This window comes from Streptomyces sp. NPDC050743 (assembly GCF_044456925.1).
Taxonomy (GTDB): domain Bacteria; phylum Actinomycetota; class Actinomycetes; order Streptomycetales; family Streptomycetaceae; genus Streptomyces.
In genome coordinates, this window is the sequence record NZ_JBITGJ010000003.1 from 309,144 (window position 1) to 322,246 (window position 13,103).

General features: G+C 71.0%; 11 protein-coding genes and 1 other RNA gene. 2 read left to right on the plus strand and 10 right to left on the minus strand.

What is annotated here, in order from left to right:
* Window positions 1–44 precede the first annotated feature (44 nt).
* On the plus strand, window positions 45–1,262 hold the full coding sequence (locus tag ACIBJF_RS05645; protein WP_399172406.1) for an MFS transporter: 1,218 nt from the start codon (window positions 45–47) through the stop codon (window positions 1,260–1,262).
* Here the strand turns inward: ACIBJF_RS05645 and ACIBJF_RS05650 are convergent.
* From ACIBJF_RS05650 to ftsE, 6 genes are all read right to left on the minus strand, one after another.
* Window positions 1,248–2,342 (minus strand): hypothetical protein, encoded by a 1,095-nt coding sequence (locus tag ACIBJF_RS05650; protein ID WP_399172407.1) that lies wholly within the window; start codon window positions 2,340–2,342, stop codon window positions 1,248–1,250. The two genes, ACIBJF_RS05645 and ACIBJF_RS05650, sit on opposite strands and share 15 nt — an antisense overlap.
* Before the next feature lie 173 nt (window positions 2,343–2,515).
* Window positions 2,516–2,884, minus strand: a transfer-messenger RNA (tmRNA) gene (gene ssrA / locus ACIBJF_RS05655).
* 159 nt (window positions 2,885–3,043) lie between these two features.
* Window positions 3,044–3,523 carry an SsrA-binding protein SmpB gene (gene smpB, locus ACIBJF_RS05660; protein WP_356312073.1) on the minus strand — a complete coding sequence of 160 codons (480 nt, stop codon included), beginning with the start codon at window positions 3,521–3,523 and terminating at the stop codon, window positions 3,044–3,046.
* A 56-nt stretch (window positions 3,524–3,579) separates the two neighbouring features.
* Window positions 3,580–4,755, minus strand: a complete 1,176-nt coding sequence (locus ACIBJF_RS05665; RefSeq protein WP_399172409.1) for a S41 family peptidase — start codon at window positions 4,753–4,755, stop codon at window positions 3,580–3,582.
* Window positions 4,756–4,822: 67 nt separating this feature from the next.
* Window positions 4,823–5,740: a permease-like cell division protein FtsX gene (ftsX, locus tag ACIBJF_RS05670; protein WP_399172410.1), complete on the minus strand. Its 918-nt coding sequence runs from the start codon at window positions 5,738–5,740 to the stop codon at window positions 4,823–4,825.
* Between the two features lie 34 nt (window positions 5,741–5,774).
* The gene (ftsE, locus tag ACIBJF_RS05675; protein WP_031159396.1) at window positions 5,775–6,464 is read right to left on the minus strand and encodes a cell division ATP-binding protein FtsE; all 690 of its coding nucleotides are present in this window, start codon (window positions 6,462–6,464) and stop codon (window positions 5,775–5,777) included.
* A 236-nt stretch (window positions 6,465–6,700) separates the two neighbouring features.
* Here ftsE and ACIBJF_RS05680 point away from each other — a divergent pair, with 236 nt between their 5' ends.
* A complete protein-coding gene (locus ACIBJF_RS05680) occupies window positions 6,701–6,892 on the plus strand; it encodes a hypothetical protein (protein ID WP_023550109.1) in 192 nt (63 codons plus the stop codon).
* Between the two features lie 173 nt (window positions 6,893–7,065).
* On the opposite strand, the gene ACIBJF_RS05685 is transcribed toward ACIBJF_RS05680, so the two are convergent.
* The 4 genes from ACIBJF_RS05685 to ACIBJF_RS05700 form a co-directional block, all read right to left on the minus strand.
* Window positions 7,066–7,932 carry a hypothetical protein gene (locus ACIBJF_RS05685; protein ID WP_399172412.1) on the minus strand — a complete coding sequence of 289 codons (867 nt, stop codon included), beginning with the start codon at window positions 7,930–7,932 and terminating at the stop codon, window positions 7,066–7,068.
* Between the two features lie 297 nt (window positions 7,933–8,229).
* Complete coding sequence (gene prfB / locus ACIBJF_RS05690) at window positions 8,230–9,336, minus strand: peptide chain release factor 2 (protein ID WP_351809288.1); 1,107 nt, start codon at window positions 9,334–9,336, stop codon at window positions 8,230–8,232.
* A gap of 550 nt (window positions 9,337–9,886) precedes the next feature.
* Window positions 9,887–11,113: a serine/threonine-protein kinase gene (locus ACIBJF_RS05695; RefSeq protein WP_399172413.1), complete on the minus strand. Its 1,227-nt coding sequence runs from the start codon at window positions 11,111–11,113 to the stop codon at window positions 9,887–9,889.
* 157 nt (window positions 11,114–11,270) lie between these two features.
* Window positions 11,271–12,950: a serine/threonine-protein kinase gene (locus ACIBJF_RS05700; protein ID WP_399172414.1), complete on the minus strand. Its 1,680-nt coding sequence runs from the start codon at window positions 12,948–12,950 to the stop codon at window positions 11,271–11,273.
* Window positions 12,951–13,103: the final 153 nt, after the last annotated feature.

Sequence of the window (13,103 nt, forward strand, 5' to 3'; positions counted from 1 at the left end):
CCCCGTGATCCACTCGGGGCGAGGGTGAATCCATGCCTTCCGTCATGTCCAGGACCACCGGCACCTACCGCCGCCTCTTCTCGCTCCCCGGCACCCGCGCCTTCACCACCGGCAACCTCCTCGCCCGGCTGCCCATGGGCATGTTCAGCGTGAGCGCGGTCGTGATGATCGCCGGCTCGCGGGGCTCGTACGCCCTGGCCGGTGCCGTCACCGCGACCGGTCTCGCGGCGACCGCGCTGGCGGGGCCCTGGATCGCCCGGCTCGTGGACCGGCACGGGCAGGCCCGGATCGCCGTACCGGCCACGCTCGTCTCCGCGCTCGGCAGCCTGGCCCTGCTGCTCTGCGTGCGCTACGGCGCCCCGGACTGGACCCTGTTCGCCGCCTACGCGCTCACCGCGGCCACCCCGAACATCGGCGGCCTGTCCCGCGCCCGCTGGGCGCATCTGCTGGGCGACGAGCCGGCCGCGCTGCACACCGCGAACTCCTTCGAACAGGCCGCGGACGAACTGTGCTTCATGCTCGGCCCGGTGCTGGCGTCCTTCCTCACCGGCACGTTCTTCCCGGAGGCGGGCACGCTCACCGGCGCGGTGCTGCTGCTCGCCGGCATGCTGCTGTTCACCGCCCAGCGGGCCACCGAGCCGCCGCCGCGGGCCCGCTCCCAGGCGCCCTCGCCGCTGCGCAGCCCGGGCATCCCGCCGCTGCTGGCCTGTTTCACCGCGGCCGGGGCGGTGTTCGGCTCGATGGAGGTCGTCACGATCGCCTACGCCGACGCGCAGGGCCACCGTGCGGCGGCGGGTGCGATCCTCGCCCTTCAGGCGGCGGGCTCGTGCGTGGCCGGTCTGCTGTACGGCGCCCGCAAGCCGACGGGGGTACGGCTGGGGCACTGCCTGGCCGCGATGGCCGCGCTGATGACCCTGCCGTGGGTGGCCGCCGGGGTCGCCGGTTCACTGTGGGTGCTGGCGGGGGCGCTGCTGGTGGCGGGCATGGCGACCGCGCCGACCATGGTGACGGGGATGAGCCTGGTGCAGCGGCGCACCCCCGCCGACCGCCTCAACGAGGGCATGAGCCTGGTGGTGACCGGGCTGCTCACCGGCATCGCCTGCGGCTCGGCGACGGGCGGCTGGGCGACCGAGCACCTCTCCGCCGTCGCGGCCTTCGCCGTTCCGGCCGTCGCGGCCGCCCTCGCTCTGGTCGTCAACTCGTGTGCTCCGACGGCCGGTTCAGCCCGGCGCGCGACGGCGCACGGATCAGTTCTGTCGTAGCGCGGGCATCGGCAGCGGGATGCCGTACGCGGTCGCGCCCGCGCCCACGCCGCCCTCACAGGTGTTCGGAGGGGTGGTGCCGCTGCCCCGGGTGGAGGGACGCTCGGCGGCCCAGAACATCTGGCCGAGCATGCCGGAGGTGCTGCCGGCGCCGTTCGGGGCGACCGACCGGACGAACGAACCGGTCGAGTTCTCCAGGGAGTTCGCGAAGTCCGTGCACTCGGGCAGGGTCTTGTTCTGGTCGCTGATGTAGACGGCACCGGTGAACTTGGCGGGTGCGAGCGGCGGGATCGGGGGCGCGTAGGTCGGTTTGCCGTCCACATGTTCCTGCCAGTTGGCGATGGCCGAGCCGGTGGAGGGCTGGCGGGCGGGCACCATCGCGTTGGCGTAGTCGAGGACCGGCGCGTCGGTGCGCAGCCAGTCGCCGGTCGCCTTGCGGTCGAGGTCGATCAGCCAGCGGTCGCCGGCGGCGACGTCGATGGTGAGGCGGGCGGCGGGGTCGGCACCGGAGGCGTCGTACGGGTGGGCGGCCCGGTAGGCGTCGATGAAGGACTGCAGGCCGGTCAGGTCGGGGCCGGTGTTCTGCTCGTAGTCGATCTCGATGCCGACGCCGAGGTCGCTCGCCACAGCGGCGGCCCGCCGGCCGAGGAGGGCCGGATTCTCGGCGAGCGCGCTGTCCCAGGAGTCGGTGTAGGTGATTCCGCCGATGGAGAGCATCACCCGGATCCCGTGGGAGGTGAAGTACTGGACGATGTCCTTGGTCATACCGCGGGGCACGCCGTTCAGGGTGGTGGCGTCGGTGGTGCCGTGCAGCAGTTTGAGGGGTTCGACGAAGCTGAGGACGACGAGATTGACCGAGGGCCGGCCGTCGCCGCGGTCGATCAGCCAGTGGTTCTGGCTGTCGAACTCGCTCACCGTGCGAACGGTGCCCCAGACGCAGGCGTCGTTCGAGCAGTGCCAGGCGCCGTAGATCTGCATCGGGGTGGTGGCCGCGGCCGAGGCGGCGGGGGCCTGCGGGACGACCAGGGCGCCGAGCAGCCCGATGGCGAGGAGCAGTCTGCGGCGGAACCGGGTGCGCATACGAACCTCCGGGAGGGGAGCGGCCTGCGGGACGCGGGAGGTGGCGCGGGCAGCGTGGCAGGTCCAGACCAATCCGGCAAGGGGGTGTGCGCGCTCGGCCCCGGGCATGACGAAGGCCCCGCCGCTTCGAGCGACGGGGCCTTTGCCCACATGGGGTAACCCCCGGAGGGGTTTGGTGGAGATGGCGGGAATCGAACCCGCGTCCAACGGTGCGGAATCAGGGCTTCTCCGTGTGCAGTTCGCTTCGCTTTTCTCGGCCCCGGCGATCACGCGAACAAGTCGCCGACGGGCTCAGTCACTGTTTGGTTTCCCTCTTCACCCCGTGACCGGGATCAAGGTTTAGTTCCCTAGCTGATGCCAGGATCCGGGTCGGGAACAGCCCCGGGCTGACACTTCGCAAGTCGCTACTTAGGCAGCGAGGGCGAAGGAATCGCGCTTGGTGTTGGCGATTATTTTTTTCGGCCTGTGGTTTACGAGATCATGGCCGCTTCCTCGACACGCTTCCCCTGCTTCGACAGCCGCTGTCGAAACCGATCATCCCCATGTTGATTTTTCAAACCCTCCGAGGAGGGTCACACGCACCCGCTGTGAGGTGCAGGTGCCATCGTACGGGAACAACGCCCGCCCGTGCCACCGTATTCCCGCCGGTCACCCGGCCGTCGTACCTGATTCAACGCGACCGGCGGCCGGTGCATTCCCGGCTAGCCGCGCTGCTTGCGCCGCGCCGCCGCCATCGCCCGGTCCGCCTCGCGCCGGTCCTGCTTCTCGCGCAGGGTCTGGCGCTTGTCGTACTCCTTCTTGCCCCTCGCCAGCGCGATCTCGATCTTGGCGCGGCCGTCCTTGAAGTACAGGGCGAGGGGCACGATCGTGTGCCCCGTCTCCTGGGACTTGGACTCCAGCTTGTCGATCTCCGCGCGGTGCAGCAGCAGCTTGCGCTTGCGGCGCGCGCTGTGGTTGGTCCAGGTGCCCTGGCTGTACTCGGGGACGTGCACGTTGTGCAGCCACGCTTCGTGGTCGGTCAGCTGCACGAAGCCGTCGACCAGCGAGGCCCTGCCCTGGCGCAGCGACTTCACCTCGGTGCCCATGAGGACCAGACCGGCCTCGTAGGTGTCGAGGATGTGGTAGTCGTGCCGCGCCTTCTTGTTCTGCGCGATCAGCTTGCGCCCTTTTTCCTTAGCCATAGTGCCGACCATTTTGGCACCACACAGGGGGTGGGAGTACAGCCGATTACGCGTGACTACGAGGGGTCACCCAGGCCGGTGAGGACCGTCTCGGCCCGGCTCAGGGCCTCCGGGCCCGCCTCCAGGTCCGGGGTGATGCCCCGGCCGTCGACCGCGTGGCCGGAGGGGGTGCGGTAGTGGCCGACGGTCAGCTCGGCCACCGAGCCGTCGGGCAGCCGGGTCGGCATCTGGATGGAACCCTTGCCGAAGGTGCGCGAGCCGATCACCACCGCGCGGCCCCGGTCCTGCAGGGCTCCGGTGAGCATCTCGGCCGCACTCATGGTGCCGCCGTCGACCAGGGTGACCAGGGGCCGCCCGGTGTCGCCGCCGGGGGCCGCGTGCAGGGAGCGCTGGGCGCCCTTGACGTCGTAGGTGGCCACCAGGCCGCCGTCGAGGAATGCGGAGGCGGTGCCCACCGCCTCGGTGACCAGGCCGCCGGAGTTGCCGCGCAGGTCGAGGACGATCCCGTCGTCGGCCGGGGCCTGCCGCAGAGCGGCGCGCACGGCGCCCGAGGAGCCCTTGGTGAACGCGACGATCCCGATGACGGTGACCCCGCCGGGCAGCCGGCGCACGGTCACGGAGTCGGTGGACAGGCTGGCCCGGTGCAAGGTCTCGGTCCACGCGCGCGTGCCGCGCTGCAGGCCCAGGGTGACGGGCGTGCCCGCGGCCGCGTCGTCGGCGTCGCCGCGCAGCAAGGAGACCACCTCGGTGACCGGCCGCCCGTCGACCTTGCTGCCGTCGACGCTGAGCAGCCGGTCGCCCTTGCGGATTCCGGCGTCGGCGGCCGGCGAGCCCGGCTGCACCCGGGTCACCTCGATCCGGCCGTCCCGCTCGCGCCGCGCCCACAGGCCGACGCCGGTGTAGCGGCCGTCGAGGGCCTCCTGGAACTCCTGGTACTCGTCCTGCGAGTACACCGCGCCCCAGCGGTCCCCGCTGCGGCTGACGGCCCGCTCGGCGGCCTCCATAGGGGACTTGCCGTCGGCCATCGCCTCGGCGGCGGCCCGCTGCACGTCCTCGTGCCCGCCGGCCGTGGGCGACGGGCCGGCGACGGCCTTGCGTGCGGACACGGTCGCGTCGGGTTCCGGGAACGAGCCGGTGGCGGCGCCGGTGACCAGGACGCCGGCGAAGACCAATGTCAGGGCGGCCCCGCGGCGGAAGCGGCGGGGCGGACAGAACAGGTCGCGGCCTGACATGGCGGTGAGTCTAGGACAACGCGAAGGGCCGTACGGGCGGATGCCCGTACGGCCCTCTTGGCATGCGTCACACCTTCAGGTACTTGCGCAGCGCGAAGAAAGCCGCAAGTGACGGCATCAGAACGCTCGTTGCGAGGATCAGCGGCAGCTTGGTCAACACCGCGTCCCAGCCGACGAAATTGATCAGCGTGAGCTTGTGGGCGAGGTCCATGCCGTGGTCGATCGTGAAGTACCGGCCGACCACCAGGGCCACACAGGCGAGCCCGCCGCCGATGAGCCCGGCGACCGCGGCCTCGGCGATGAACGGCGCCTGGATGTAGAAGCCCGACGCACCGACCAGGCGCATGATCCCGGTTTCGCGCCGGCGGCTGAACGCCGACACGCGCACGGTGTTGACGATCAGCAGCAGCGCGACGATCAGCATCATCGCCATCACGCCGAGCGCGCCCCGGTTCATCAGGTTCAGCAGCTGGAAGAGGTTGTCCAGGATGCCCTTCTGGTCCTGCACGGACTGCACACCGGCGCGCCCGTTGAAGGCGGAGGCGATCACCTGGTACTTCTGCGGGTTCTTGAGCTTGATCCGGTACGACTCCTGCATCTGGTCCGGCGTCAGCGAACTGGCCAGCGGGGAGTTGCCGAACTGCTCCTTGTAGTGCTTGTACGCCTCGTCCTGCGACTCGTAGGCGACCTTCTCGACGACCGACATCTTGTGCAGGTCCGAGAGGATCTGCTTCTTCTGGTCCTCGGTGACGGCGCCCTTGGCGCAGTTGACGTCCGATTCGGCGTCGTGCTTGTTGCACAGGAAGATCGAGACGTTGACCTTGTCGTACCAGTAGCCCTTCATGGTGCTCACCTGGTCGCTCATCAGCAGCGAGCCGCCGAAGAGCGCCAGGGACAGGGCGACGGAGACGATGACGGCGAAGGTCATCGTCAGATTGCGGCGGAGACCGACACCGATCTCCGACAGGACGAACTGGGCGCGCATGGCGTCTTGTCGAGCCTTTCCGTCGTGAACTTGCTTAGTGCTGGTAGCCGTAGACGCCGCGGGCCTGGTCGCGGACGAGGCGGCCCTTCTCCAGCTCGATGACGCGCTTGCGCATCTGGTCCACGATGTTCTGATCGTGCGTCGCCATGATGACCGTGGTGCCCGTCCGGTTGATGCGGTCGAGCAGCTTCATGATGCCGACGGAGGTCTGCGGGTCGAGGTTGCCGGTGGGCTCGTCGGCGATCAGCAGCTTGGGCCGGTTGACGAAGGCCCGCGCGATGGCCACGCGCTGCTGCTCACCACCGGAGAGCTCGCCGGGCATCCGGTCCTCCTTGCCGCCGAGCCCGACGAGATCGAGCACCTGCGGCACGGACTTGCGGATCTCGCCGCGGGACTTGCCGATGACCTCCTGGGCGAAGGCCACGTTCTCCGCGACGGTCTTGTTCGGCAGGAGCCGGAAGTCCTGGAACACCGTCCCCAGCTGGCGGCGCATCTGCGGCACCTTCCAGTTGGAGAGGCGAGCGAGGTCCTTGCCCAGTACGTGCACCTGGCCGTGGCTGCACCGCTCCTCGCGGAGGACCAGCCGCAGGAAGGTGGACTTTCCGGAGCCGGAGGACCCCACGAGGAACACGAACTCGCCCTTCTCCACTTCCAGGGAGACATCCCTGAGTGCGGGGCGGGTCTGCTTGGGGTAGACCTTGGAGACGTTGTCGAATCGGATCACGGATGCACCACGGGTCGCCGGGGGTAGATGAGCGTGACCATACGCGACCCGGGTGTGCAAGTGCAGTCGCAGGTCGAGGTTGGGTAAGGCTTGTACGTTTTTGTACCGGCCGCTGCCCTCTCCCCGCTCTCCAAGGACCCGCGCAAGCTCCGCAGGAACCTGGCAGAGTGGAGGGGGAACGTTCCCGTTCCCGTGAGCGTTGTACGAGTGATGGCCGGTGCAAGGAGGGCGAGCGCATGACGTACGACCGGTTGGTGTGCGCGAACTGCGCGGCGCCCGTGAGCGAGGGCCGGTGCCCGGTGTGCCGCGCCAACCGCGAGCGACTGCAGCAAGAGGGTTTCCTGGGCGGGGTGAACCCGATGGCGCTGATCGCCCTGCTGGCGGTGCTGATCGCCGCGGTGGCGCTGCTGGCGCACCAGACCGCTTGAGAACCGGCGCGTGTAAGAAAAGTCCCAAAAGCTGGTCCCGGAGACGCGTCAGGGCCCGGAGCGTGGAGCTCCGGGCCCTTCCGTGTGCGCGGTTGACGCGCTGCGTGACCGTACGACTACACAACGGCCGTACGGCTACGCCCTGACCGTATGGTCATGCGATGGCCGTATGGTTACGCGGCCGCGCCGCCCCGGCCGTTGACCAGACGCGGCAGGACGCGGAAGCCGATGCCGCCGGCGATCATCGTCGCGGCGCCGATGAGCAGGAACGCGGTCTGGCCGGCACCGGTCTCGGCGAGCTGCTTGTCGCCGCCCTGGGCCTGGGTGTCGGAGCCGGTGTCGGTGAGGGTCGCGGAGCCCTCCTCCTGCGAGGCGTTGTCGTTGCCGCCGCCCTGCGGGGTGTCGTTGTTGCCGCCGGTGGCGGAGCCACCGGTGTTGCCGCCGCCGCCCGTGCTGGACGAGCCGCCGGAGTTGCCGCCGCCCGTGGTGTCGGAACCGCCGGTGCCGTTGTCGCCACCGGTGGTGGTGCCACCCGTGCCGTTGCCGCCACCGTTGCCGTTGCCGCCACCGTTGCCGTTGCCGCCGTCGGTGCCGTTGTCACCGCCGTTGCCGTTGCCGCCACCGGTCGTGGTGTCGCCGCCACCGATGACGCCGCCGATGGTGACGTCTCCGCCGGTCGTGGTGTCGCCACCGGTCGTGGTGTCGCCACCAGTCGTGTCACCGCCGGTCGTGGTGTCGCCGCCCGTGGTGGTGTCGCCACCGGTCGTGTCACCGCCGGTCGTGGTGTCGCCGCCCGTGGTGGTGTCACCGCCGGTCGTGGTCCCGCCGGTGGTGCAGATGCCGAGATCGCAGCCGCCGTCACCGCCGTCGGTGCCGCCGTCGTCGCCCTCGCCGTTCACGTGCGCACCCAGGCTGATCGGGCCCGCCTGGACGCCGAGGTCCAGGGCGGAGGCCGCGCCGGCCGCGGTCAGTGACGCACCGGCCGCGATCACGGCGCTGGCGGCTATCCGCGCGACCCGGATCCGCGTCTTCTTCGTCATATGGTTGCTACCCCCAGTAGCTGTTACGTCAATGAGGCGCGCATGGGGCGTTGCCGTGATCGACGGGAGGCAGCCGGTGACGAAGTCGCGTCAACTCATTCCCCCGGTTCACATGCGCCCCTGAAGTACGCATGCCGCACTTCACCCTTCCGATTTTTCAAAGCAACGTCAAGGCCGTTGCGGGCGCAATGTCCTATCGGGAGGCGTTTGAGGTGAGTTGAAGCCTGTGAGTGTGATGTAAAACCCAGACAAAAGACAACTGCCGCCTCTCGGGCGGCAGTTGTCGTGTCGACAAAGTTACTTCTCCTGCTGCTTGCGCCAGCGAATGCCGGCCTCCAGGAAGCCGTCGATCTCGCCGTTGAAGACGGCCTCGGGGTTGCCGACCTCGTACTCGGTGCGCAGGTCCTTGACCATCTGGTACGGGTGCAGCACGTACGAACGCATCTGGTTGCCCCAGGAGTTGCCGCCGTCGCCCTTGAGGGCGTCCATCTTGGCCTGCTCCTCCTGCCGGCGCCGCTCCAGCAGCTTGGCCTGGAGGACGTTCATGGCGGTGGCCTTGTTCTGGATCTGCGACCGCTCGTTCTGGCAGGAGACCACGATGCCGGTGGGCAGGTGGGTGATGCGGACCGCGGAGTCGGTGGTGTTGACGCCCTGGCCACCGGGACCGGAGGACCGGTAGACGTCGATGCGCAGGTCGGACTCGTCGATCTCGACGTGGTCGGACTGCTCGACGACGGGCAGCACCTCAACACCGGCGAAGGACGTCTGGCGGCGGCCCTGGTTGTCGAAGGGCGAGATGCGCACGAGGCGGTGGGTGCCCTGCTCGACGGAGAGGGTGCCGTAGGCGTACGGCGCCTGGACGGCGAAGGTGGTCGACTTGATGCCGGCCTCTTCGGCGTACGACGTCTCGATGAGCTCCGTCTTGTAGCCGCGCTGCTCGGCCCAGCGCAGGTACATGCGCTGGAGCCGCTCGGCGAAGTCGGCGGCGTCGACGCCACCGGCCTCGGCGCGGATGTTGACGAGCGCCTCACGGGAGTCGTACTCGCCGGACAGCAGCGTCCGGACCTCCATCTCGTCCAGCGCCTTCCTCACCGCTGCCAGCTCGGACTCGGCCTCGGCACGGGTGTCCGGGTCGTCCTCCTCCTCGGCCATCTCGAAGAGGACGGCGAGATCGTCGATCCGGCCGCGCAGCGCCTCCGCCTTCCTGACCTCGGCCTGGAGGTGGGAGAGCTTGCTGGTGATCTTCTGCGCCTCGTCCGGGTTGTCCCAGAGGGACGGCGCGGCCGCCTGCTCCTCGAGCACGGCGATGTCTGCCCTCAGCTTGTCGAGGTCCAGGACGGCCTCGATCGACTCCATGGTCGAGGAGAGGGACTTCAGCTCTTCGGATACATCGACGACTGCCACGCATCCAGCGTAACGGCTCCGCCGAGCACCGAGACCCTGCCGGGGCCCCGGCCCCCGGCCTCGGCCTTTCCCCCGGCCCACCCGTCCCGGCCGTCTGGGCGGCACAGCCGCACCGAGACTCGGCCACCGCGCGCTGGGTACGCGGCGATCCGGGGCACTCCCGGCCGACCGGGACAATCCCTGGCTGCCACGCCGCGGCGATCTGGGGCGCCTCGGGGCCAAGCGAGACTGCCCTCCCCTTCCCAGGATCCTGTCGACGATCTCGGGCCGCTCTCGGCCCGACCGCGGCCCCGCCCCTCCCACCGAAGCCAGCCGATCACCCGAACCGCGAGGGACCAGGCCACGCCTCAGCCGACCAAGCCGCCCCTCCCCAGCAGCCGAGGGAAGCCCTCCGGCCGACCGAACCATCACAGACGGGCCCCCAGACGACCACTCCCCCACTTCCCTCCCCAAAGCCAGGAAACGCCCGTCCGTCGGCCGAGCCGCGGTGGGCTAAGCGCCCGCCAGACAGAGGGAAACCGGGGGTACAGAGGCGGAGCCCCTGGGTGGGTCAGGGGGTCGACGTGGGGTGGGTGGTCGGCGTCGGGTCGTCGTCGCCGCCGGAGGAGGCGAACCACGCGCCGACGCCCAGGACGGCGGCCAGGACGACCCCGGCCACCCCCAGAGTGACCCGGCGCCGCCGCACCGCGGCCTTGTGCCGGGCCGAGCCCGGCCGGGGCGCACCGGCGGCGCGAGGAGCGCGGGCCGTGCCGTGGGCGCCGCCCGCCAGCTCGTCCGGCCCCGGCACCCGCATCGAGGTGTGCGTGTCCCGGTTGGAGTCCGGCTTGGTGCCCGGCACCAGCGACACCGCGCCCCGCCGTCGTACCGGCTCACCCGGCAAAGCCGCCGGCCCCGGTTCCTCCTCCGCCGCGCCCTCGAAGGGCTCCGGTTCGTCCACGTCCAGCGGCGGCATCCCGGCCAGCGTCGGCAGCTGCTCGCGCAGCCGCGCCGCCAGCTCGGAGGCGCGCAGCCGGGACGCAGGCGCCTTGGCCAGGCACTGCACGATCAGCTGCCACAGCTCCTCCGGGATGCCGGGCAGGGGTACCACGGTCTCGGTGACGTGCCGGCGCAGGACCGCGCCGGGGTGCCCCCCGCCGAACGGGGTGAAGCCCGCCAGCAGCTCGTACAGGACCGTCGCCAGGGCGTAGATGTCCACGGACGCGCGCGGCGGCAGGCCCTCGACGATCTCGGGGGCGAGGTAGTCCGGCGTACCGATGATCTTCGTCGCCCGCGTGCGCTTCGGCGTGTCGATCAGCTTGGCCACGCCGAAGTCGGTGAGCAGGGCGGGGTGGGCGCCCCCGGGGCCCAGCGGGCCCTGCATGTCGAGGAGCACGTTCTCGGGTTTGACGTCCCGGTGGACGACCCCGGCCGCGTGGGCCGCGGCCAGCGCGTCGGCGATGTCGGCGACGATCGCCACGGCCGCCTCGGGGGCGAGCCGCCGCTCGCGCTCCAGCCGGGTGCGCAGGTCGGTGCCGCGTACGAGGTCCATGACCAGGGCCAGGTCGTTGCCGTCGACCACCAGGTCGCGCACGGTGACGATGTGCGGGTGCTCCAGGCCGAGCAGCGCGGTGCGCTCCTGCACGAAGCGCCCGACGAGCTCCTGGTCGGAGGCGAGGTCCTCGCGCAGCAGCTTGACGGCGACGGGACCTTCTGGTCCCTCGCCCAGCCACACCGTGCCGGCGCTGCCCCGCCCCAGGATCTGGTTCGCGGTGTACCGGCTGCCGATCTTCCGTGCCAAGACTGCTCCTACCAGACGCGTGTTGCCGATAAAACTACGCGTCCGGCGAGCCAACCTTCACCGCGGAGACGGAAATCACCCGCCAGATGTCGACAAATCCTCAAACTCGCGGGCGGTTACCGCGAGTTCGCGCCCCGGGTCGCCCCGGTCCGGGCGCTCAGTTGCCGCTGCCGGAGGAACCGCCCAGCTGCTTCATCCATTTGCCCACCTGGCCGGCCCAGTGGCTCACCTCGTGCCAGTAGCTCCGGCCCTGCCCGATCCAGGTGTGCACCGGGGTCAGCTCGTAGATCAGCCAGCTCGCCACGACCAGGATGACGATCGTGAACAGGCAGCCCTTCAGGCAGCCGAGCCCCGGGATCTTCATCGGGTTGGCGCTGCGCTGCCGGGGTGCCCGGGGCTCGCGGGCGGGCCGCTGCGGCTCCGGCGCGGGCGGCGCGTACCGCTGCGGCTGCTGCTGCGGCGGGGCGTACTGCTGGGGCTGCTGCGCCCCGTAGCCGTACCCCTGCTGGTACCCCTGCTGCCGGCCGCGCGGCTGCGGCTGCTGCGGGCGGGCCTGCGGGGCCTGCCGCGGCTGCTGCTGAGGACGGGCCACCTGCCGCTGGGGCCGGTGGTGCAGCGGGTCGTCCTCCGGGGACAGGTACTGGATCTGCGTCTGCTCGTTGCGGTCGCGGGCGGCGCGCAGCTGGGTCTGCCAGGGGTGCGGCTGCTCGGGCTGCTGCCCCTGCGGACCCGTGTTCGGCAGCACCGCCGTCGGGTCGGCCGCGCCCGTGTTCGGCAGTACGGCGGTGGGGTCGGCGGCGCCGGCGGGGCCGCCGGTGTGCGGCAGGAAGCTGGTCGCGGCGTTGGGGTCGTACGACCCCGCCGAGCCCTGCGGCAGCACCTGGGTGGGGTCGGCGGCGCCGGACACGCCCGGGACGGCGGTCGGGGCCGGGTCGGGGGCCAGCAGCGCGCCCACGCCCTCGGCGGCGGCGATCTGCGCGGCGTTCGCGTGCACCCCGATGCCGTCGGCGACGACCCGGAGGCCGCGCGCCAGGTTCTCGGCGCTGGGCCGTTCGTCGGGGTTCTTGCGCAGGCAGCGTTCTATGACCGTCCACAGCGGGTCCGGGACGGTGGAGGGGCGGCGCGGCTCGGCGCTCAGGTGCTGGTGCAGCACCTCCAGGGCCGTGCTGCCGGCGAACGGCGGGCGGCCGGTGACCAGCTCGTACAGCAGGATGCCGGCGCCGTAGATGTCCACGGCGGAGGTCTGCGGGCGGCCCTCGGCGGACTCCGGCGCCACGTACGCGGGCGTGCCGACGAACTCCTGGGTGCGGGTCAGGCCCGGGGAGTCGGCGAGACGGGCGATGCCGAAGTCGGTCAGCATCGGGTGCATCTGGCCGTCGGCCTGCATGAGCAGCACGTTGGCGGGCTTCAGGTCGCGGTGGACGACGCCGTCGGCGTGGCTCGCGGCGAGCGCGTCGGCGATCTGCGCGGTCATCAGCGCGGCGGCGACCGGCGTGAGGGGGCCGCTCTCGCGGAGGTAGCGGTGCAGGTCGGGGCCGTCGACCAGGTCCATCACCAGCGCCAGCAGATCACCCTCGACGACCAGGTCGCGGACCCGGACGATGTTCGGGTGGGTGAGGCGGAGCAGGACGGAGCGCTCGCGCAGGAAGCGCATCACGATGTCCGGGTCGCTCGCCAGTTCCTCCTTGAGGACCTTGATCGCGACCGTCTCGCCGGGCTGCCCGGGCACGGCCGCCTCGGCGCCCGCGGTCTCGCGCTGGCGGGCACGCCAGACGGTGCCTGTGGCGCCGCGTCCGAGCGGCTCCTCAAGCAGGTACTTGCTGCCGACTGGCCGCACGTCACGCGCTCCCTGCTGCTTGCTGATGCTTGCTTGTCTGCATTCCGGTTGTCGTTCCGGTTGTTCCGATCCACTGTAGTGCCGCCCCCGAGGGCACTACGTAAGCGTTCCCGAGCATGTTCGATGTGTTCGACGGAAAGACGCTCCCGTCGG